The organism is Paenibacillus sp. FSL H8-0317, assembly GCF_045040685.1.
Taxonomy (GTDB): domain Bacteria; phylum Bacillota; class Bacilli; order Paenibacillales; family Paenibacillaceae; genus Paenibacillus.
The window spans coordinates 5,778,486-5,800,811 of sequence record NZ_CP150294.1; the positions used below are offsets into that span (position 1 = coordinate 5,778,486).

17 protein-coding genes and 2 tRNA genes are annotated in these 22,326 nt (G+C 45.7%); 5 read left to right on the forward strand and 14 right to left on the reverse strand.

What is annotated here, in order from left to right; genetic code table 11:
- Positions 1 to 2 precede the first annotated feature (2 nt).
- The 3 genes from clpP to MHB43_RS25910 all read right to left on the reverse strand — a co-directional run bounded on the left by clpP (position 3) and on the right by MHB43_RS25910 (position 3,426).
- Positions 3 to 593, reverse strand: coding sequence for an ATP-dependent Clp endopeptidase proteolytic subunit ClpP (clpP, locus tag MHB43_RS25900; protein ID WP_076216932.1), 591 nt, complete (start codon positions 591 to 593; stop codon positions 3 to 5).
- A gap of 379 nt (positions 594 to 972) precedes the next feature.
- Entirely contained in the window at positions 973 to 2,313 is a 1,341-nt protein-coding gene (gene tig / locus MHB43_RS25905; RefSeq protein WP_221820872.1) for a trigger factor, read from the reverse strand.
- Positions 2,314 to 2,451: 138 nt separating this feature from the next.
- The gene (locus MHB43_RS25910) at positions 2,452 to 3,426 is read right to left on the reverse strand and encodes a hypothetical protein (RefSeq protein WP_397376256.1); all 975 of its coding nucleotides are present in this window, start codon (positions 3,424 to 3,426) and stop codon (positions 2,452 to 2,454) included.
- Positions 3,427 to 3,620: 194 nt separating this feature from the next.
- On the opposite strand from MHB43_RS25910, the gene MHB43_RS25915 reads away from it, so the two are divergent.
- From MHB43_RS25915 to MHB43_RS25925, 3 genes are all read left to right on the forward strand, one after another.
- A tRNA-Arg gene (locus MHB43_RS25915) sits at positions 3,621 to 3,694 on the forward strand.
- Positions 3,695 to 3,752: 58 nt separating this feature from the next.
- Entirely contained in the window at positions 3,753 to 3,962 is a 210-nt protein-coding gene (locus MHB43_RS25920; RefSeq protein WP_221820873.1) for a hypothetical protein, read from the forward strand.
- A 364-nt stretch (positions 3,963 to 4,326) separates the two neighbouring features.
- Complete coding sequence (locus tag MHB43_RS25925; protein ID WP_221820874.1) at positions 4,327 to 5,556, forward strand: MFS transporter; 1,230 nt, start codon at positions 4,327 to 4,329, stop codon at positions 5,554 to 5,556.
- 129 nt (positions 5,557 to 5,685) lie between these two features.
- On the opposite strand, the gene MHB43_RS25930 is transcribed toward MHB43_RS25925, so the two are convergent.
- The 3 genes from MHB43_RS25930 to MHB43_RS25940 form a co-directional block, all read right to left on the reverse strand.
- Positions 5,686 to 9,654, reverse strand: a complete 3,969-nt coding sequence (locus tag MHB43_RS25930; protein WP_405130720.1) for a S8 family serine peptidase — start codon at positions 9,652 to 9,654, stop codon at positions 5,686 to 5,688.
- A 393-nt stretch (positions 9,655 to 10,047) separates the two neighbouring features.
- Positions 10,048 to 10,821, reverse strand: a complete 774-nt coding sequence (locus MHB43_RS25935) for a class I SAM-dependent methyltransferase (RefSeq protein ID WP_405130721.1) — start codon at positions 10,819 to 10,821, stop codon at positions 10,048 to 10,050.
- Positions 10,822 to 11,020: 199 nt separating this feature from the next.
- Positions 11,021 to 11,094: transfer RNA gene (locus tag MHB43_RS25940), tRNA-Arg, on the reverse strand.
- A gap of 280 nt (positions 11,095 to 11,374) precedes the next feature.
- Here MHB43_RS25940 and MHB43_RS25945 point away from each other — a divergent pair.
- Complete coding sequence (locus tag MHB43_RS25945; protein WP_062837822.1) at positions 11,375 to 11,668, forward strand: DUF4870 domain-containing protein; 294 nt, start codon at positions 11,375 to 11,377, stop codon at positions 11,666 to 11,668.
- 165 nt (positions 11,669 to 11,833) lie between these two features.
- On the opposite strand, the gene MHB43_RS25950 is transcribed toward MHB43_RS25945, so the two are convergent.
- A complete protein-coding gene (locus MHB43_RS25950) occupies positions 11,834 to 12,190 on the reverse strand; it encodes a hypothetical protein (RefSeq protein ID WP_145325244.1) in 357 nt (118 codons plus the stop codon).
- Positions 12,191 to 12,220: 30 nt separating this feature from the next.
- Complete coding sequence (locus tag MHB43_RS25955) at positions 12,221 to 12,520, reverse strand: hypothetical protein (RefSeq protein ID WP_145325243.1); 300 nt, start codon at positions 12,518 to 12,520, stop codon at positions 12,221 to 12,223.
- A gap of 192 nt (positions 12,521 to 12,712) precedes the next feature.
- On the opposite strand from MHB43_RS25955, the gene asnB reads away from it, so the two are divergent.
- Complete coding sequence (asnB, locus tag MHB43_RS25960) at positions 12,713 to 14,557, forward strand: asparagine synthase (glutamine-hydrolyzing) (RefSeq protein WP_221821026.1); 1,845 nt, start codon at positions 12,713 to 12,715, stop codon at positions 14,555 to 14,557.
- A 146-nt stretch (positions 14,558 to 14,703) separates the two neighbouring features.
- On the opposite strand, the gene MHB43_RS25965 is transcribed toward asnB, so the two are convergent.
- From MHB43_RS25965 to MHB43_RS25990, 6 genes are all read right to left on the reverse strand, one after another.
- Positions 14,704 to 16,401 carry a methyl-accepting chemotaxis protein gene (locus tag MHB43_RS25965; RefSeq protein WP_405130722.1) on the reverse strand — a complete coding sequence of 566 codons (1,698 nt, stop codon included), beginning with the start codon at positions 16,399 to 16,401 and terminating at the stop codon, positions 14,704 to 14,706.
- Positions 16,402 to 16,813: 412 nt separating this feature from the next.
- Complete coding sequence (locus tag MHB43_RS25970) at positions 16,814 to 17,674, reverse strand: STM4011 family radical SAM protein (RefSeq protein ID WP_405130723.1); 861 nt, start codon at positions 17,672 to 17,674, stop codon at positions 16,814 to 16,816.
- Positions 17,671 to 19,059, reverse strand: coding sequence for an STM4012 family radical SAM protein (locus MHB43_RS25975; RefSeq protein ID WP_405130724.1), 1,389 nt, complete (start codon positions 19,057 to 19,059; stop codon positions 17,671 to 17,673). The genes MHB43_RS25970 and MHB43_RS25975 overlap by 4 nt, the downstream gene beginning before the upstream one ends.
- A 47-nt stretch (positions 19,060 to 19,106) precedes the next feature.
- On the reverse strand, positions 19,107 to 19,892 hold the full coding sequence (locus MHB43_RS25980) for an STM4013/SEN3800 family hydrolase (protein WP_405130725.1): 786 nt from the start codon (positions 19,890 to 19,892) through the stop codon (positions 19,107 to 19,109).
- Entirely contained in the window at positions 19,885 to 21,132 is a 1,248-nt protein-coding gene (locus MHB43_RS25985) for an STM4014 family protein (RefSeq protein WP_405130726.1), read from the reverse strand. Before MHB43_RS25985 ends, MHB43_RS25980 begins: the two co-directional genes overlap by 8 nt.
- A gap of 21 nt (positions 21,133 to 21,153) precedes the next feature.
- On the reverse strand, positions 21,154 to 21,996 hold the full coding sequence (locus MHB43_RS25990) for an STM4015 family protein (protein WP_405130727.1): 843 nt from the start codon (positions 21,994 to 21,996) through the stop codon (positions 21,154 to 21,156).
- Positions 21,997 to 22,326 lie beyond the last annotated feature (330 nt).

Sequence of the window (22,326 nt, forward strand, 5' to 3'; positions counted from 1 at the left end):
CTTTAGGAATTGATCGGTCTACTGAGCACCTGGTCAATAATGCCGTACGTCTTAGCCTCTTCAGCGCTCATGAAGAAGTCACGGTCTGTATCCCGCTCAATTTTCTCAAGAGACTGACCCGTACGATCGACGTATATTTGATTCAGTTTCTGACGTGTTTTAATAATCCATTCTGCGTGTATCTTAATATCCGCAGCCTGTCCTTGAATGCCGCCAAGCGGCTGATGAATCATTACTTCGCTATTTGTCAGCGCATATCTCTTGCCAGGTGCACCGGCTGTCAGCAATAACGAGCCCATGCTTGCTGCCATCCCAACGCAAATGGTAGATACATCCGGCTTGATAAATTGCATCGTATCGTATATACCCATCCCTGCGGTGACAGAACCACCAGGTGAGTTAATGTACAAGCTGATATCCTTCTCAGGATCGTCGGCTGCCAAAAACAAAAGCTGTGCTATGACAAGATTGGCTACATCGTCATCAATCGCACTGGTTAGAAAGATAATGCGATCTTTCAGCAAACGTGAATATATATCGTAAGACCGCTCGCCTCGATTGGTTTGTTCTATAACCATTGGCACCAGACTCATGAGACCAACCTCTTTTCTACATGTAATTAGACATAGGCCACCTGTAAAGCAAACCCAAATTCATTCTAACACTTTCCTGTGACAATGTCATTTTTCACAAGAAGGGTCAGACATCCGTTTGTTTACTTTTTTAGCCTGATCATATTTAACCATGTTTTCTATGTATGTGCAAATTGAAGCCATCCTATGCCGTATTGCCTTTTTTTATTTGCATGAAGTACATAGGTATGTAAAAAGTGTACAGGGATCAATAAAATTAGTGTTCATCCATATAATTACTTCATTTTCTATAAAATGGATGTCGTAATTTAAAAATAAGGCACGCAATAATTCACGTGCCTTATCGTTTATTCAACTGACAAGTTGATAATAGCTTGTCTTATTTTTCGTCAGCTTCTGCAACAACTTCTTCAGCTGGAGCTTCAACCGGTTCAACAACTGTGCTGTTCTCAACAAGAACGTCAATCGTTTTACGCAGTTTAACTTCATCGCGAAGGCTGTCCAGGGAACCATTACCTTCGAGGATGCCACGGATCTCATCAGCAGGACGCTTGTAAGATTCAGCCATTTTCTCGAGTTCTTGATTCACTTCTTCGTCAGATACTTCAATGTTTTCCGCTTTACCTACAGCTTCAAGCACAAGGTTGTTGCGAACACGTTTGGAAGCATCTTCTTGCATTTGTCCTCTCAGGTCAGCTTGAGTCTGGCCAGAGAAGCTCAGGAACATTTCAAGGTTCATACCTTGGTTACGCAAACGGTTATCGAAATCGCGCATCATGTTTTGTACTTCGCTCTCAACCATTGCAGCAGGAATGTCCACTTCAGCGTTCTCAGCCACTTTTTCTACAACTGCATTTTCTTGTGCAGCTTTGGCTTCGTCAGCTTTACGGGATTCCAATTGTGTTTTCAGGTCAGCTTTGTACTCTTCAAGAGTGTCGAATTCGCTAACATCTTTAGCAAACTCATCATCCAATGCAGGAAGCTGTTTGCGTTTGATTTCGTGAATTTTCACTTTAAATACCGCTTGTTTGCCAGCAAGTTCTGCTGCATGGTAGCTCTCTGGGAAAGTCACTTCTACGTCTTTGAAGTCACCTGTGGACAGACCCACAACTTGTTCTTCAAATCCAGGAATGAATGTGTTGGAACCCAGTTCCAGGGAATAACGTTCAGCTTGTCCACCTTCGAAAGGTACACCATCAACGGAACCATCGAAGTCGATTACTGCAACGTCGCCGTTAGCAGCGGAACCTTCATCGATTACAACGAGTTCAGCGTGACGTTGTTGAAGACGCTCAAGTTCTTCAGTCACTTCTGCTTCAGTTACTTCACCTTTTGCTACAGCAACTTCGATTCCTTTGTAGTCACCAAGAGTAACTTCAGGTTTCACAGTTACTTTTGCTTTGAACTTGAAAGTTTGTCCTTTAGCGAATTGTTCAACATCTACGTCAGGACGATCAACCGGGAAGATATCCGTTTGGTCGATTGCTTCTGTATAAGCTTCAGGAAGCAAAATGTCGATTGCTTCTTGATAAAGGCTTTCTACACCAAAACGTGCTTCGAAGATGGAACGTGGTACTTTACCTTTACGGAATCCAGGTACGTTTGCTTGTTTAACCACTTTATTAAAAGCTTTGTCGAGCGCTGCAGTTACACGATCTGCATCCACTTCAACCTCAAGAACCCCAAGGTTCTTCTCTATCTTTTCCCAAGTTGCTTTCATTGTATACTTTCCCCTCCAAAATTCACATGTTCACGTAGGCAATCACGTACAAAATAACCATTTTAGTATAAACAAGATTAGATTCTTTTTCAAGGGGAATCCCTTGATACGGTTTAAGGAAAACGTTTCCGGCCTCTATTAACCATCCAATCCGGCAGATACAAACTGCTTCATGGAACGATAAGCCTGCTCCAGCCGAAAGCGCATTGCCCCTGTCACAGCATACATTGAGCGAGTATTTTCCTCATCATGCGAGCCACCCAGACTGTCTGCAACGGTCATATGTAGAGCTGCTGCCCATATATCTGTCATGGAATCATTTTCTTCCAACATGGATACATAATCACGAGTTCCATACACGGCCATGACATATTGTATCCATAACTCCTGAGCAAAATAAAAGAGCGTAGGTTCATGAACCTCCGTCTGATCTGCCACTCGTTCCAAAATCTGAACGATCTGGAGCGGGAATTCCTCTGGTTTAAGAGGCACGGTATCAATCTCGACTTCAACCTGCTCTTCGCCTCTCGTAAACAGGATCATACCTTGAACGCCTCGGCGACGCAAGGTTTGCAGCACCCGAAATTGAAGCAAAGGGTGAAGTGACTTCTCTTTTAACCAACTCGTAAGTGCCTCATCAATCTTCGGCAGATCAAGATAGGCCAGCTGCTCCAAAGCCAGCATTGTCTGTTCAGACAGCGGCTCTTCCATGACTGTGCGAAGCATCTTATCTGCATAGCCATCATCCTGTTCAAGCTTCATTCGGGCATGCTGTCGTGCCATGTCCTCCTCACTAATCTCTTCTTCCTCTTCTCGTTCTTCAAGAACGGCAGGCGAGGTTTCTTCATATTGAGGAAACGCAGCCTGAAGCCATTCGAGCAGGGCCCGCCATTCATCGTAGTGGCGCTCTTCCTGTCCCTGACATTGCAGCAAAAAGTGAAGCAATTTCATCGCTTCACCATACCGTTCATTTTCAAGCATAACTGTCAATTGAATCTGGTAATAGTCCAGCGTCTTAGGAAACAGCACAATATTGTTGTTATGCTCGGTTTCCGGGGTCGTGGATTCCTTAATGGGAGCACCTCCTCTATATCCTGAATCTCCAGTTGGCATCAACCTAAATAGATATATATTAAAACGATTGTTGATCTATTTTTTTGAGTTCTCCTGATATTCTAACATAACCTTAAATATAATGAAAAAAACGTTACTGCCGCCAAATATCATATACGAAAAACAGTTTAAAATAAAATGCTTGATATTCCTGTATGCATATGATAAAATCAATTTTGCTTGAAAAAAATCATGTCTCAGTAGCTCAGCTGGATAGAGCAACGCCCTTCTAAGGCGTCGGTCGGGGGTTCGAATCCCTCCTGGGACGTATTAAAAAGAAGCTTCCTTCGGGAAGCTTTTTTTGCGTTCTGGGGATGAGAACCCCAATGGTTCGTCGGAGCATTCGCTTCGTTAGCACCACTTCGCAGTCTCGACTGCAAGGAGAGTATCCCTCCTGGGACGTATTAAAAAGAAACTTCCTTCGGGAAGTTTTTTTGCGTTCTGGGGATGAGAATCCCAATGGTTCGTCGGAGCATTCGCTTCGTTACGTGCTCTATGTCGCTGCATTGGAGCGTCTGCATTTGCTCACTCTATAAGCAATACGTTGAAGTATCGATGTTCTAACGAACACAGGACAGTTTATTTGCTACAAATTCAGCATCATGGAATTTTAACGAATCTTAGTGAGCTTATTTCACCATTCTGGGGTATTAACTCACTTATTTGCACTTCATAGCCTGATTAACGTCGCTGAGGTTCGTTAGAATCTGAAAATAGCGGTTTTACCCATTATAAGACCTCGTGGATTCGTTAGAGTTCACAGGTTAGTCAAGGCACCCACGGTCCATTGGGTGTTTTTTCATTTCATTGCTCAATATTGACATAGAATGTTATGCTTACGGAGTGGATTATGTAACAATCCATACATATTAACTTCATAGGACACAGGAGATTTTATCAATGTCATCTTCAATACAGCAACACTCATCTATCCATACCGAGGAAGAACATTCTTCAACATCCAAAAGATTCGGCCTGTTGTTAGCAGGCATTATCGTCATCGCCGCTACCATGAGGTCACCGATTACAGTAACCGGACCTGTAGTGGAGATGATCCGCTCAGATACAGGTATCGGCCATACAATGGTCGGGCTTCTGACCTCACTTCCTTTGCTCGCCTTTGCAGCAGTCTCCCCTTTTGCTCCACGTCTTGCCAAACGGTTAGGACTCGAATCTGCTCTGCTATTGGCTGTCATGATTGTAACCATTGGGGTGGCCCTACGCTTGTTGCCTTCCGCTCTCTCCTTATATGCTGGAACCGCAATTTTGGGGTGCGGCATTGCATTAAGCAACGTGCTTTTGCCAAGTTTGATCAAACGCGATTTCCCATTGCGAGTAGGTATCGTCACCGGATTATACTCTGTATCCATGAACATATTTGGCGCCATCGCCTCAGGTGTGAGTGTACCCGTAGCAGGAGCCACATCTATGGGTTGGCGTGCTTCGTTAGGCATGTGGGCCTTGTTGTCCATATTGGCGCTTCTCTTGTGGCTCCCCCAGATCGCCGCAGGACGTCAGCGAATGTTATTCATAGCCACACAGAGTGAAGGGACGCCTGTACGTCTACGGACCTCTTCCCTTGCCTGGTTCATTACTTTATTTATGGGTCTGCAATCTCTAATATTCTATACAACGATTACCTGGCTTCCCGAGATTCTCGCTGAGCAAGGATTCAGTCCCACCTCAGCAGGGTGGATGCTCTCCCTAATGCAGATGGTTAGTGTACCGGCTACCTTTATCGTTCCAATCCTCGCCGGCCGAACGCGAGATCAGCGTGTTCTAACCGCGATTACGTGCTCTTCTTTGATTGTCGGGTATGCTTTATTGTTAAGTGGCATCGCTTCGCTCGTTACCATTGGTGTCACGTTGGCAGGAATAGGTGCTGGAGCTTCATTTGGCATGGTAACCATGTTCTTCGTCCTTCGCACAAAAGATGCCAGACAAGCTGCCAGCCTGTCCGGTATGGCCCAGTCCTTCGGATATATGCTTGCGGCAGTAGGACCTCTACTGTTCGGCATGCTTCATGACTGGACAAAAGGATGGACCCTGCCGTTGCTAATACAGGTCATTCTGGCCATCGCTTTGCTAATCGCAGGGATTCAGGCCAGCAAAAATAGAATGATCGGTTAGTCATACAATTCATTTATAAAAAAAACAAAACAGCCTCCATCCTGCAAATCAGGATGGAGGCTGTTTATGCATAAAAAAATTCCTTCATTAATTTAATCAATTTTAATTCAATTTCAATGAGGGATAAACTTACTTCACTTTTACCTTAATCGTGTCTGTGCTGGTCACTCCGGCTGCGTTAATTAACTCTGCCCGATACGTATACGTGCCCGATGCTTTCCCGGACAGTGTAGTCACAGCACTTTGCGCATTAGGTGTAGCCGAACGGAGTTCTTGCGTATCGATCAACTTATCATTTTCATAGAGACGATACTCTGTGGCGTTGGTCCCCCACCACAGGTTCATGGTCACCTTATACTTTCCATCGCCATCCCAGTTATCCTGAGAGAGAACCGCTTTGCCTGGCGTAGCGTTGGTAACCCGAACAGTCAACGTCTGACTCCGCGTTGTTCCCTTGTCGTTGGTCAGCTCAGCCACGTACGTATACGTGCCATTGGCTTTGCCCGTGATCTTCGTCTGAGCAAACTGCGCCCAAGGTGCGTTGTAAGTCAGCTTCTGCGTATCAATCAAAACCCCGTCCTCATATAACTTGTAGCTAGTTCCGTTCTCACCCCACCACAGGTTCATGGTAACGATATACGAGCCCTCTGGCAGGCCGTTGCCTACCCAGTTATTGTGAGACAACACAGGCGTACCTGGGGCCTTGGTTGCCGGAGTTTCAGGTTCAGTCTCCACGGCTTCCAATTTCAGTGCCGTATTGGCTGTGCCCGCAAGCCCCTGTTGGTCTTTTACTGTAAGTTCAACAGCATACTCACCGGCTACAATCCCCTCCAAAGGAAGGCTGAAGCTGCCATCAGCTTGTACTTCAAAGACTCCTTCTTTATAAACCGAACCATCCTCTTTTTTCACAACATACGTTGCTTCCAGGGAAGCGGCCGGATCAAACGTGATGTCCCATCCGCTGGCAAGCGCAGGAGCTACACGGAAGTACAAGTCTTCCACGCTACCATTAAGAACAACAGGCTCATCCTCTCTGAACTCCAACGCTTCTGGTGCAGTTACAGCCGGAGCTGTCTTTTTCACCAAAAATGGCGAAGTGTCTTCCTTATAGGTTTTGCCGTCTGTACCAATGGTAGTGATGTCTACCGTATATAAACCATCCGGGATCTCAGTCACTTCATCGGTTGTGTAATCTGCATATGAGCCGTCCCAAGCAAGATTGTATCTTGCATTGGCATTGAAATTAAAATAGTTACCAAAGATGGAGCCAATATAACCATCTTGATAATATCCACCTTCCGGATTAAGACCATCATAGATCTCAATCAGGGCAAATGTCATCGGATTATAGAATTCCATAGCTACATTAAGGGTATCCAACGTACCATCAGCCTTCAATGGATAGTGGAATGGATTTTTCTCAGTGCCTTTTACGGTTTCAATATATTTAACCCCACTCAACGTAACGTTGAAATGAGCAACATATGGCACAGTAAAAGTGTTGGTTCCGTTCGAGAACTCAATGTATCCTTGTGCTTCTGTAGTCGCAGTAACCCCTCGTGGAACGGTGATTGTCACTGCAAGTTCTTCTTCACCATTCAGTGTGAAGGAACTCTTTTCTACCGTAACGGATACACCAGCGACATTACGAGTTGGATTCACATTTACGGTGTAATCCCCTCCACTACCATTCAGCGCTTCAACTTTAATCGTTTTGGTAATCGTCTTTTCATCTGTGCTCAGGAAATTACCGTAGTTGATACTTCCCGTGATATTCTCCTTCTCAACAACAGAGCCACTTTCTGTGTATTGAGTTACATCAACCACTTTGACAAAAGCAGCAGGATCAATGGTATTTACAGCCTGAATACGGCCAGCACCTTGATCAAATACATCAAACTTGGTTGTATCCAGCACCTTACTATTGTTCATCAGTGCAACTTTGATATCAAATGGTGTCCATTCCGGATGTTTCTCGATCAGCAGCGCAATCAAACCAGCTACATGAGGTGTAGCCATACTTGTACCTGATTTACGATCATAAGCTTGTGCGTAATCTGCGTCTGGCTCATCCTTGCCGTAGGCAGGAATCGTAGACAAAATACTTGTACCTGGTGCAACAATATCCGGTTTGATGTCCAGTGTTACCTTTGCAGGTCCACGTGAACTGGATGAATTCATTTCATCACCCGGAGTTTGGGAACGTTCAAAATCACTAAAGCTCACTTCAACGGCTTGGCCTGCGTCCAGCTCAGCCTTGATCACATCTCCATCTTCCTTGGACATGCTCAGTGTTGGAATGAGTTCAAAGTTATCGCCCAGACTTACACCGATTGGGCCGGGAATGTTGTTATATACAATAACAGCCAAGGCTCCAGCCGCTTTAGCATTGGCGATTTTCTCTACAAATGCGATTTCACCACGCTGTATTAATGCCACTTTACCTGTAAAATCCTTGCCTTCAAAATCAGTTGGCTTACCCAGTGCTGCAAATTCAAGTTCATATTTTCCTGTCAAAACAGTTTCAGGGTCTGCTGACAAGCTCCATCCCATCAGATCCAGACGGTAAACCGACTCTGTAACAGCCAGTGGAGCTTCAGTCGGAGCAATTACAGACTCTTCTTCCACAGGAGCAGCTTCAGGAGAAGCTTCAACCGGTGCAGAAGGTGATACAGATGGAGTATTTTCAGTATTTTCTTCTGTTGTAACTTCTTCTACATTCGGAACTTCAGCTTCGTTAGAAACTGTGTCCTCCACAGCTGCCGCACTTTCCTCGTCAGCAGTTGTAGGTACACCTTCCTCCGAACCTTCTGGCTCTTCTGTTCCAGGTGCCGTACCCAGTTCAGGAGATTGTTCAACCTCTGGCACCGGTTGTTGTTCAGGTTGTGCCTCTTCGCCTTCCTCACCAATCCAGAAGTGGGTATCGGCTGTAATCACCTGGCTAGGTCCTGTAGAGTTACCTACTGTTATGGCCATTGCAGACGCACCCGGAGAACCGAGTGTATAACGGTTGGGGCCACTGTTACCACTTGCCACAACCGCTGTCACGCCAGACAGCATGGCATTATTCAGGGCAACCGAAGTGATATAACTCGGGTCGTTGGCGGCGTTACCTAACGAGAGATTGATTACGTCCATGCCATCTTGAACAGAACGATCAATTCCGCCGAGTACCCATGAGGTTTGACCACTACCATACGGTCCAAGTACACGGTAAGCATAGATATCTGCTTCAGGAGCCACACCAACAATACCGTAGTCCCCTGCTTCGCGAGCAGCAACGGTACCCGCTACGTGCGTACCGTGAGATGTGTAATAGGGGCTTCCAAGCTCGTTAAGCTCAGGCTCGCCCGATCCTTTCCATTCTTGATATGTTGTTTCATACGGATCATTGTCGTTTCCAACAAAGTCCCATCCGCCTTTGTAAGCTTCCTGCAAATTAGGATGTTCATAGTCAATCCCTGTATCGATGACACCCACTTTGATGCCATTTCCTTTGTAACCCAGATCCCATACTTCAGGTGCACCAATAAAAGGCGCTGTGTCTTTCATGTACGGGTTCACTTCATCTGTCTCTGGCGCTATTGTAACTTCAAGGTCAGGATATACGCTGACCACGCCAGGTATTTGAAGCAATTGTCCCACCTGGTTTCCTTTAAGCTCAATCGCTACACCATTCAGGGCATATGCATATTCTTCCAATACTTCATGTTTGATTTTCTTCTGAGTGAGGCTATGTACAAATGACTGTTGTTGTTGCTCAACTTGAGTCACAGCCTTTGTTTCCATAGAGGAGGTAAAAGATTTTCCGGAGAGGGTTGATTCACCTTGCGCTACTGCAACAGGTTTATTGGAAAGCTCAACGATCACTCGGGTGTTCTCGCCACCCAGACCTTCCAAGCTTTTATCCAAAAATGGATCTGCGGCAAGTTTTGCTTCCCGTCCTGCAAGAATCTCTCTCCATTGTTTGGCTTCGGCTGTACTGGGTAAGTTGTCAAGCTGAATAACTGAATCTGCGGGAGCGGCTCCAGCCGCGGGGAGAATAATAGAAAAGACCATCAGAACACTTAATAACGTGGATATCAATCGTTTACTCAAGGCTTTGCCCCTCCTTTTAAATGTGAATACGTCACCAAATGATGGGTTCCTGCTGTTTGTGCGTACTGCAATACACACTCCAATTTCACCGCCTATCTGCAAGAAGATTGACCCTTGGTAAATTATTCTATCAAAATACCACATTTTCCTTCTAAATAATTACAAATATGATATAGAAATTACTTATATGGGTCTTCAGTATGATAAAAATATCCATTTGTAATTATTTGTCGTTTGAATATTTCATTTTTAAAATAATGCATCAAAAAAACCAAGAGCCTCTTTATCCGAAAGAGATTCCTGGTGTATAGGTGAAGCGTGGTTAGCATATAAAGGAATTGCGATAATTCGTTTAACATCGATAAAATTGCTTTATATTCACAAAATTTTACTTTATTCTGGCTTCACAGCTTCAATACGCAGACGCTTATAATCAGCATACAGGGCGGCATCATCTTTCCAAAGGTGAGGCATCACGATCTGACTGGTTTCCTTGCATATTTGTTGTATCTCCCCATGATTGAGACCCTCAAAATAGTCCCCTCCAAAATGAGTCAACCAGCCTGCTATACCTTGCTCACCATCTTCCAATCTGGTTGGACGGTCATAGTGATAGGCATGACGCACCACAAATCCACGTTGCTCTAAAATATGGCTATATTCTCCGATCGAAGGAAAGTACCAAGGGTTGCGTTCCGATGCACGAATGCCCGTGTTTCGCTCCATAACCTGCTCTAATGCATTCACAATGGTCTGCACGTTCCCTTTACCACCAAATTCTGCTACAAAACGCCCTCCAGGCTTCAAAGATTCCCATATACTATCCACCACTAATCGCGGGCTTCGCATCCAGTGCAGGGCTGCATTGGAGAAGACGGCATCATACAGTCTATTCGTCTCAAACTGATGACCGTCTCCTTCCACGAACTCAAGTTCAGGGAATTTCTTCCTCGCACGGCGAATCATGTCCGTCGATGCATCCATGCCAATAACTTCAGCTTCGGCCAGAGAAATTTCATGTGTCAAATCCCCCGTCCCGCAACCCAGATCAAGGATGTATTCCCCTTTTTGGGGTTGAAGCCAAGAGATCAGGTTTTTGCCGTATCCGGACACAAAAGCCAGTTTGTTGTCATACTCATCTGCTTGCCATTGATTTAATGATTTCATGAATACCACCGTCGCTTTCGTTATTGATATCCTCATTGTGGCATAGAATTGTTTATTATTTAAATATATAAATTCTATATTGTTTATAGGTATAACCAATAAAGGTGCTAACGAAGCGGATGCTCCGACGAACCATTGGGGGTTCTCTTCCCCTGAACGAAAAAGAAGAAGCTTCCCGAAGGAAGCTTCTTGTTCTTTACGTCCCAGGAGGGATTCGAACCCCCGACCGACGCCTTAGAAGGGCGTTGCTCTATCCAGCTGAGCTACTGAGACAAATATGTATAATAAATTTTCGGCGCGGTTCTTATTATACTCTGTTTTCTATATTTTTCAATAGTTTTATAAAAAAATTAATAATTATACTTATAACTGTACTTTTCCGTGTTATTATCATACTCCAGTACCCTTCGGAATATGATAGCTTGAACCGGGCTATATTGAGGAGATGGGTACTTCTTGAGCAGGATTAACATCAGACATTTTCAATGTCAGGATTGCTGGGTAATCTTTTGCATACATACATTTCAATGTTCCATTGAAGGAGAGAATCGTCATGAGACAACTTTTATCAGCCCTATCCTATTTTAGCATTTTCTTTGCCCCGTTCCTGTTTCCGATCATTATATGGATTGTTGCCAAAGATGCTTACATTGAGGGACATGCCAAACGCGCCTTATTCTCTCATGTATTCCCGTTTCTCGCTGCCATTCCGCTATTTTATTTCTTCGTGACAGCGCATAGCCTGGGTTCCGCCGTCGGGTTTGTCATCCTATTCTTTGTGATCTACGGATTAAGCTTTGTATATAACGTGGTCAAAGGGATTCAAGTGCTTCGTGAGTATGCTTGATTACCTCTCCACCTGGATCTGACCTCGCATAACAAACCCCGCCGTTCAACAACGGCGGGGTTTTCTAGTTTAGGTGCATTATAGAAGGTCAATGTGTACGCTGTACAGTTCAACGTCTAGCTCCTATCCCGCAATCACCACATGTTGTTGCAGGTGTCTTCCCTGTTAAGCCTGCCCAATCAGATAGCGCTGAAGTGTTGGACCAAGCAAACCAAAGGCAAACAGTTCACTTTGAAACCGAGCTTTATCTTCTTCGGCAGTAATGCCTTCGCTGTTCTCAAAGGCGGTTTCTGTCGCCTCTTCAAATGCGGTATGCATATTATTGTTATACCAGTCGATCGCCGAATCGGAGTGATTACGTACAATTCGAACAACTTCCAGCGAATTTCCGGGCTGAGTGGAGGCCACGTATACAAGTAATGACGGGTCTCCGGCATTTCCAGGCTGCACTTCAACCTCTGCACAGGACAACCCATCTACCTCAGTTAATCTGCGTATTTTGGCATCTTGAATGGCATACATTCGTATCGCGCTCCTTTTCCTTTGTGCTTATCATGTACTTTGTTCAATCTGGTATCGCGTCTCTGGTGTACCCAATCGATAAATCTCCCGATACACCTGTTGTAATACCGTTTCATACGCCCGGTTTACGGACTCCTCCGGTGTATCTGGCCATGGGAATACCATGCCAGGAAAGGCCTCTTCCTCCTTTTCCTGCATGAGATTGAGCAGTCCCAGTAATTGCTCCGCTTCCTGTGGTGTTGCCTGAATGATCCATTCATACGATGTTACAGACGGATCCGGAATAACGGAGCGGCCCATGACAGACACATAATACTTCATACTGTCCATTGCATGTTCTCTCCTTCACAGGCATGTTGAGGCCGTTGTCCCTAGAACTAGTTTCCGAAGAGGACAGACATTTTATGCCTGCTTTCGGCATATATTTGTTACGACCTCTGACGAAAAGACAACATTTGCTGGTTGCCAGTAACTAAGCAGCCATACGGATGAATGACTCGACCAAGAAAGGATGAACAAACCATGTGCGGTATTACCGGCTTCATACAGTGGAATCGGGATTTGACCCAGGAATCAGAGCTGCTGGTCCGTATGACGGATAGCTTGTCGAACCGGGGGCCCGACGCTTCAGGTACATGGATCTCCAATCCTTGTGCCTTTGGACATCGGCGTCTTAGTGTAATGGACCCCGAGAACGGCGCACAGCCCATGCATGCGTTACAGGGAGATACCTCCTATACCGTCGTGTATAACGGAGAACTATACAATGCACCCGAGTTGAAAAAGGAATTGCTCCAGCGGGGGCATCAGTTCCGCACGCAATGTGATACGGAAGTGTTGCTCGCCTCTTATATTGAGTGGGGACCGGCATGTGTTGACCGGTTTAACGGTATTTTTGCCTTTGCCATATGGGATGGGGGACGCGAACAGGTTTTTATCGCACGAGATCGCCTTGGCGTGAAACCCCTGTTCTACAGTAATGCCAAAGACACTCTCGTATTTGGTTCAGAGCCCAAAGCTCTACTTATTCACCCTGATGTGGAAGCCGCTGTAGGCCCGGAAGGATTGGCCGAAGTGTTTATCGTAGGGCCTGCACGGACACCAGGACACGGCGTATACTCTTCACTGAGCGAACTCAAGCCCGCGCACGCGCTGATCTATAACCGAAACGGTATCCGAACCTATGCCTACTGGAAACTGGAAAGCCAGAACCACGAACATAACCTGGAAGAGACGGCAGCCGAGGTACGCTCTCTCTTGCAAGATACACTGGAGCGCCAGTTGGCTTCGGATGTTCCAGTATGCTCTCTTTTATCAGGAGGACTGGACTCCAGTGCCTTGTCTGCATTAGCCGTGGATTATTACAACCGGACCGGGCAAGGCCAAATCAGTACGTATTCTGTCGATTATGTGGATAACGCCAAGCATTTCCAGGCGCATTCCTTTCAGCCGGGTGCAGATGGTCCCTGGATTAAGCGAATGGTGGATGAACTCAAGACCGACCATCACTGGATTGAGATTGAGAACGGAGAACTGGTTCATGCACTGACACAGGCCATGCTAGTCAGGGACCTGCCAGGTATGGCAGATGTAGACTCCTCGCTCTATTTGTTCTGTAAAGAAATCAAAAAAGGGGCCACCGTTGCCATCTCAGGCGAAGCAGCGGATGAAGTGTTTGGCGGTTACCCCTGGTTCCATCGAGAAGATATGCTGAACTCCGGTACGTTTCCGTGGTCTGTAGCGCCTGATATGCGAGCAGCATTGTTATCCCCGGATATTCGGGAATGGATTCGGCCACTCGATTATTTGGCAGACCGCTATTCGGATGCAGTGGCTGAAGTGCCTCTGTTGGACGGGGAAACGGGTAAAGCTGCACAAATGCGGGTGATGTCATACCTGAACATTACACGTTTCATGCCTACACTTCTGGATCGCAAAGACCGGATGAGCATGGGGGCAGGACTGGAAGTGCGGGTACCTTACTGTGACCATCGTCTGATCCAGTATGTGTTTAACATCCCTTGGGAAATGAAAATAACGGGCGGACGGGAAAAAGGTATTCTGCGTAAAGCACTCGAAGGTGTCCTTCCTGACGATGTGTTATATCGCAAAAAGAGTCCGTATCCGAAAACACATAATCCACAATATCTGGCCGCGGTCAAACAACAGGTACTTGATATCCTGGATGATCCCACTTCGCCGATTTTGCCTTTGATCGACAAAACTCAGATCCGGAATCTTGCGTCTTCACCAGATGCAGCTTCCAATCTTCCCTGGTTCGGACAGTTAATGTCGGGTCCCCAGTTATTTGCTTATCTGACTCAGATCAATACCTGGTTGCGGACATATAAAGTCGCTATTCGTTAAAATCATGTTATGCATTGATTCATCAAGGTGAATTATTTAAGGGTGCCCAAACAGTAACTACTGTGTTTGGACACCCTTTATTACTTTTTTATAAGAATCTCTGTACGTATGCGTTCGTTCTTCATCCACATTCCACTCAGTTCAATTTATTGCACTTTGAAACGACTGACGGTCTGTTGCAACTGTTCTGCCATCAAGGAGAGATCATTGGCTGCGGAAGCAATCTCCTGCATCGCAGACAACTGCTCCTCAGAAGATGCACTCACTTCTTCTGTTCCGGCGGCCCCCGTTTCGGTCACTTCCATGATTGTTTTCATAGACCTATTAATCTGTTCTACCCCTGTTGACATTTGCTCAATTGAAGCAGAGACTTCCTGTGTTTGCCCCGCTACGCCCCCAACCGCCTCACGAATTTCATCAAATGTGGCTCCCGCCTGGTGAACAAGTGTTATCCCCTCTTGAACCTCTGCGGATACAACCACCATAGATTCAGCAGCATTTCGCATTCCCTTCTCAATCGATGCCACCAATGGAACAATTTGATTAGCAGAAAGCGCAGACTGCTCAGACAGCTTCCGAACCTCTGTAGCAACAACCTGAAACCCTCTTCCCTGTTCGCCAGCTCGTGCAGCCTCAATAGCAGCATTAAGGGATAGGAGATTCGTCTGTGCTGATATTTCCGAGATGCTGTCCACCATTTTCACAATATCCTGAGAGTGTCTGCTCAGTTCCTGGATCACGACCGACAGATTCGACACCGTCCCTTGTATAGAATTCATTTGACCTATCGCAGACTGAACTGACTCGCTACCCGATATTGTTTTTACGGAGACTTTGGTAGCTTCTTCAGACATATGGAGTGTGTTCTCCGTAACTTGTTGAAAGCCTGTCGTTAACTCATTCATCGTCTGGAATCCATCTCTCGCCATTCGAACCTGTGTATCCATACCTGTTGCAATCTCACCCATTGTGATGGCCACTTGCTCTGTGGCGGTTGCTGTCTGTTCGGTGCTTGCCGTCAACTCCTCTGAAGAGGCAGCTACCCGTTCTGCACTGTCTCCTACCTGATGAATGAGTGTACGCAAATTTGCAGACATGATGTTAAAGGCTTGGGCGAGATCACCAATCTCATCCTTGTTACGGACCACAATAGGCTCACCAGTCAGATCTCCGTCTGCAATCCGGCTCGCGGATTGGGCAATAGCAGCAACAGGCAAGGATATCATTCTGCCAATGACATACGTCACAAGTGCCCCGATTAGAAGAGAAGCCACTCCAATAATTGCAATCCACCTAAGGACCTGCACAATCTGAAGATTAGCCTCCACAACGCCTGAGTTCATGGCATCTTGTTGATGCGTTTCCATACCTTCCACAATGCCTTCAAATTCAGAGATCAGACTTGGGGCTGTATCCTTCAGTAATCTTGAGATTTCACTGTTATTCCCCTGTCTTGTCAATGTCATAATCTGCTGCGCAAGTTCATAATATTGGCTCATCGCTTCATCCGATCGTGAAAGGTAATCTTTCATCTTTGAACTTGAAACTGATGATTTTAATTCTTCATTTAATGCTATGTAATCTTCATAAGCTTTATTAAATGCCTGTTCGTTCTCTGCACTGTCTTCCAGAATATAATTTCTCAAAGCAATCTGCTGTGATTTAAGATCAATCGACATATTTTTAATGAGTAATAGTTTGCTTGTTCTATCATTAATTAATTCTGTATACGTTTTCTCAACGGCTATAAACTGCGTATATGTTATAACCGTTATAGCCACCAATAATAACAGCACAGATGAGAAACCCATAAGTAATTTACGGCTAATTGAGATTTTTTTCATGTGTACTCCCCCGAAAGTTCAGATAACGTGCATGATACTTCCTACATCTACCCTCCTTTCAATTAATTTGAGACTTTAGACCTAATTAAAAATATAATTCGCGATTATATGTACAAATACTATTCATAACAGGGTCTTTTTTCCTATTCATACTAACCCATAAAATATAAAATTTGAATCATAAACTTAAAAATATTTTTTTTCAAAATTGTCAAGGCCCTTTTAATAAAGAACACAAACACTAACTCTAGTCCGGTAAAACAAATAAAACACCTTCCAGAAGGCAAGTCCAAACCAAAGGTCTGATCCTGCCTATACTAAAAGATGCGTTTGAAGTTACGCTGATATGTGGTTTAGAAACGGATAAACATATTCCAGCTCCCCAGTGGAATAGCTAAATATGAAATGCCGGTCAACGAATCAATACCGGATTACGTTCAAGCAGCCCGCTGCCAAACGTTTCTCTGAACGGGGAATCCTCCATATGGATATAACCGATGTAGCAGCCACATTTTTTCATGCGACAGGGCCGATCCTCAGACAAAGCCTGCAAACCATCGCGATATAGATGTCCAATGATTCGTCGATCCTTGTAACATCTCTTCACATGCCCGGACCCCTGTACATAAAACACTTCCGAACCGGCAGCACATCGTTTGCCCAAGCTCTCATAATCCTGCAGATTACCTTCAAAAAGCGGATCAAGCCCACGTAAAAACTGAATTTCCTCTGGAGTGTAATACTTCGGCCGATCTTTGAAGGCATTAACCCACATATACACATCATCCGGCAAAGCCTGTCTCATGGACTCAATTGAGGGGAAAGCACTACGGAGTCCGACAGTACCGACACTAAAAGCAAGTCCCATCTGACGCAAGGTCAGACATTGTTTAACAAAAGAAGCCTCTTTTGTCTCACGAGGATGATACGTCGCCCAAAAGGCTGCTTTGCTCGTATCCAGCTCCCTCGCCCAATCCAGCTTGACGGACAGGTTGGTTTGAATTGCAACTTTATCCACATGTGGCATATGTGACAGCTCAACCATCGCTTCCCGGTACCACCGACGCACCAAAGCTTCACCATAGGGATTGAAGAAAATCGAAAATTGATGCCCAGCACTCTCTTGCTCCCTGACCCAATTCACAAATTGACGCAATTGTTGTTCATCCACTTCCAACGTCTCTTTGGAATCCACGGTTTTGCTAAAAGGGCAGTATGGACAGTCGTAATTACAGGAAGACAACTTCCCCCGATAATACAAAGTCGCTCTCATGAGAAAACAAACCCTTCCATCTGTTCACGAATTTCGGCAGATATAAGCCAATCTCCAATCGCATCGGAGTAACCCAGTCCTTCCTCTGTCAGACGCAACACCCGCTTGCCCTCATCACTCTCCAACTCCGCCATGCCCTCTGTCAACAGTTCAGCCAACCAGACATAGTCGGACATCACATCGGTACCAAAGCGCTGTTGGTAGTCAGACAACGTCAATCCCTCGCGATGCAGCAAGGCTTTCAGAATAAAGCGACGTCTCTGTTCCTCACGGCTTAACACGATACCGTAATCCGCCACATCGTAGCGCTCGGTCGCTACATAATCGGCAATGATGCTCTGTGTGGCCTTGTAACTCACGCCGTACTTGGAAGCATAATGTACTTCACTCGTATAAGATCGTGCGCCACATCCCAATCCAACCATGCCCTCCTCCTGACAACTATAAGGCAGAAGCACTTTGGAGGACGACTGTTCTTTGGCAAATCTGCGCATCGAATATTGCACATAACCTTTACTTTTTAAAGTCTCACGTGCAGCTTTATACAGCTTCATCCGAATATCAGGTCCCTGACGGCGAATATCATCAGGCTTTACGATTGTATTTTCCCTTGTATACAAGGGATAGATAAAGATTTCGCCCGGTTCGTAGGCCAGAACTCTTTCCAATGAATATATCCACGATTCCACCGTTTGACCCGGCAAACCATAAATCAGATCCAGATTTAACAATGGGAAATCATACCGAGTAAGCTTCTCAAGCGCTCGTTCAACTTCCTGCGGTTTTTGTGGACGATAGATGGCAGATGCTTCAGCTTCAATAAAACTCTGGATGCCCATACTGATACGATCCACACTTCGTTCCTTCATGATGGCCAGCTTGGCTTCCGTAACGGTATCCGGCGACGTTTCCACCGAAATCGATGCTTGCGCAGGGTCCAGCCCCATCACATGTTCAGCAATATCAAACAGACGATTTAACTGAACCTCATTCAATAATGTAGGCGTTCCTCCACCAATCGCGAACCGTGAATACGGTCTTCGAGATGTAATAGGTGCCCACTGCTTCGCCTGACGTTCCAGTGCATCCACATAGCGTTCATGTGTATCATCCCGTCGATCCGGCAGTGTGAACAGATTACAGAATCCGCAACGAGCAGCGCAAAAGGGAATGTGCATATATAAAAAATACGTATCGGTATTCTCTCGTTCCCACAGTGGCCCTAACGGCAGTGGTGGGTCAAGCTCCCGATAGGCGGTCTTGTGTGGGTACGAGTATAAATAAGAACGATAAGGGAATGCCAGTACTTCACTGAGACTTGTAGCTATATTGGATCCGGACTGTGTGGAATGGCCTGTTGTTGTATGTTGTATATGTTTCTCCATCGGTTTCCTCCTGTCTCCGGTTGTTGTTCTCATAAGATCAATACATTCTATACTAAAAATTCACGGTAAGGCACCGTCCAGACAACATCATGTGCAAGCCGGTGTCCTTGATACCCGTCTTCACCGTAAGCTGTACCATGATCGGAAAAAGCCAGGCAATATGCAGGCCGGGCGCGTTTCCTCATCGCCTCGAACAATGGTCCAAGAGCCTCATCTACATATCGAAGTGCAGCACGTTGAGTCTCCACCGAGTCCTCCTTCGCTCCTTCTACAAAGTAACGATTGGGTCCATGAATGGCAGACACGTTCAAAAACATAAATATCTTTTCATCCGGCGCTGTCTGTTCAAGTAGCTTTAATGCATGCTGTACCTGATGGTCTGTTGATTTGGGGTTGGTTACCCCAAAGTTCATTCTCCAGTAGCTGTGTTGGAAATAGCCAGGCAATACTTTTGCAAGCGGGTTTTTTTTCGTAAAAAAGATGACGCCGCCAATACAGATGGTACGGTAACCTTCAGCTGCGAACCCGGATACGATATCCGGTGTATCAAACAGCCAGGTGTGCGGATGTGTTTTGAGCCCAGTATTTCGGGAATGAAATAGCCTTACATGAGATGCCTTATCTGTATTGGCAGGAGTCGGCATAAAACCACCAAAAAAAGCATGGTGTGCCGCATATGTAAAACTGCCTGGGGTATGACGCTTCTCCCACGGACCCGAACCACACAGATTAGGACAATTCTCCTCTTCCAGCTTGGCTACGTCATAGCGTAACGTATCCAGCGTAATCATTAACAGATCATGGGAGCCCACAATGGTGTTCATATCAGGCATGTTGAATAGGCTCCTTTCGTAAAAGTTCCATTTCCCACTCATAGGTTCCGAGGCCATGATGCTCAACCCTGTATAACAGATCTCCAAATGGATTCACATCCAGCACATAGGCACGCGGATTCGAACCACTAGTAAGCATCACATCAATCCCGGCTGACCACGAGTTGGGAAATGCAGACATGGCTGCTTGCGCTGCCGACCGTACCAGCGACATCCGCTGTTCATCCAGGCCTGCTTCAGCAGGCAGCATACGCTCATTGCGCAGATGCAGATTGGTAATCGGGGTACGGCTCAGCCGCATAATCGCGTGACCTGCCTGTCCACCTGCAACCAGTTGGCGAATATCATAGGCCCGCTGATCAAGCGTGGCTTTGGGCATCCACCGTTCAATCTGTGCACCTTCTGCACATAACCAGTTCATCAGCGTAGCAATCTCTTCACTGCGGGTATACTTGCGTAGACGTCCTTCATTGAAGAAAATCGTCTTGCCCTGCCTCTGTTCCATCCCCAACGTTGTTACAGCGATTTCATCACCCGTTCGGGGATTGACTTGATAGGCAACAACTCCTGAAGCCCCGGAGCCACACGCAAGCTTCACAAACACACGATGCATCTCGGCAGACTTCATTGAGCTACGCAGGTCCATATAATTACGGATTGGCTGCGAAAATTGCAGCGCCGGAGGTACATCAACTCCATGTGAAGATAGATGCTGCTGACATGTTCTCTTGTCAAACATCAATTGGATATCGGGGGGATCATTCATGAATCGGACTTCAGGCCACATTTCCCGAGCTTCATGGCCGATTCGATCCAGACATGCTTTCCAGCCACGGAACCACTGGGCGGGAGCGTAGATTCTTCCCCACTCCTGTTCCAGCGCAAGTGCCTGTTCTGCGGGAAATACTTCTGTACCCATTCCACCCGTTAATGTTGACGTATCGTCCATAGCCCCAAGGAACAGTAGTTCACGTTCCACTTCCCAATCCTCTCCAGGAGCATCTATTCGAATCAGGGGTACGGGCAGATTGGAATCTACTGTATCAGCGATGGTTCGTCCGTGTCTCCAATTCTGGAGCAATTGAGCATATGGCAGTACAACCGCAGGTTTCAAACCCAATCTATGCCTAGCCTCTTGCAACCCTTGTGTTCGTCGGTTATCAGGGTTTCCGATCAATAAAAATGGCTGATCTTGCGTTAAATCAGGTACATCTATCGGTTGATGCAGGCTTTCATTCATTTCCTTCACACCTGACATCAACTATTCCGTTAACGATGGATAGCGCCAGTCATCCTCATCACTCTGTTGCTGGTCACTAACATCTACAGATATACCCGATTGATTCCAGCGACTGATCATTTCATTGGTCATGTAATGGTAACTTAGATCAAGATGTTTCAGTTTCTTGATTTTGTCACTGGCAAGCAACGCTTCAGCCCCTTCATCGGACAACGTTCCTTGCGATAGATCCAGTACTTCAAGTTGATCCAGAATAGGTGCTTCAGCTGCTGCTTTGGCAATCTCATCCTGAATTTCACTGTCTTTCAGACCCAAGTAAACCAGCTTTGGAAACAATCCTTTTTCTAGCAAAGGAAGCACATCCTCAAGTGATCCATTGAAACCATAATTATCCACACCCAGGTACAGTTCCAGTTTACGCAATTCAGGCAACTTGGCATGGGTGATTGAAGATAACACTTCTCTCGGAAGACCACCACAAATAATAATTAATTCTTCAAGCTTGGCATGCTGGAGTGGTTCCAGACTAAGGCCGCTACTGCCCATTACAGAGAATGATTTTAATTCTGGAAAAGCACCTAACAGTGGTGTGAGATTTGTCTGGATAATCCACGATACTTCACATTCTTCGAATCCCATATCTCCGATGAACAGTTTCTTCAATGACGGAAAGCTTGGAGCAGACTCGGCAAGCGTACCTATGAACTCGTCAGGCGAATTTTCATAAGCCTGTCCCCAATCTCCGATGACCAGACTTTCCAATGAGCTAGCCTCCGGTTTAGCTGCCAGTTCCTTAATTAATTTTTCCATACGAATGCCGTCCTCATAATCATCGTAAGATACAACAAGCTTCACTTCTTGCATGAGTAGATCCCTCCGTTTAAGGTTCATATGTGATTCGTTAGTTTGAATGTTAACCCATACCACACAAGGCTTGCAACTTCTTCCAACTCCAGTCCCAATGAGATTCCCAATCGTGCAATGTAAACCATTTCTCATGTAGGTACAAGAACGTACGTTCTGATGTATAGTCGCAGAAATAGCTATCTTCAATTAGGTATATGGATGGACCCTCACCAAACCCGATCAAACACTTCATTTCACACAAAAAGCGTTAATGGCGGATGAACCATCCCATCGGAATGCTTCTATCCTTCCATTAACGCTTTGATGTTCACATATCATGAAGTTAAA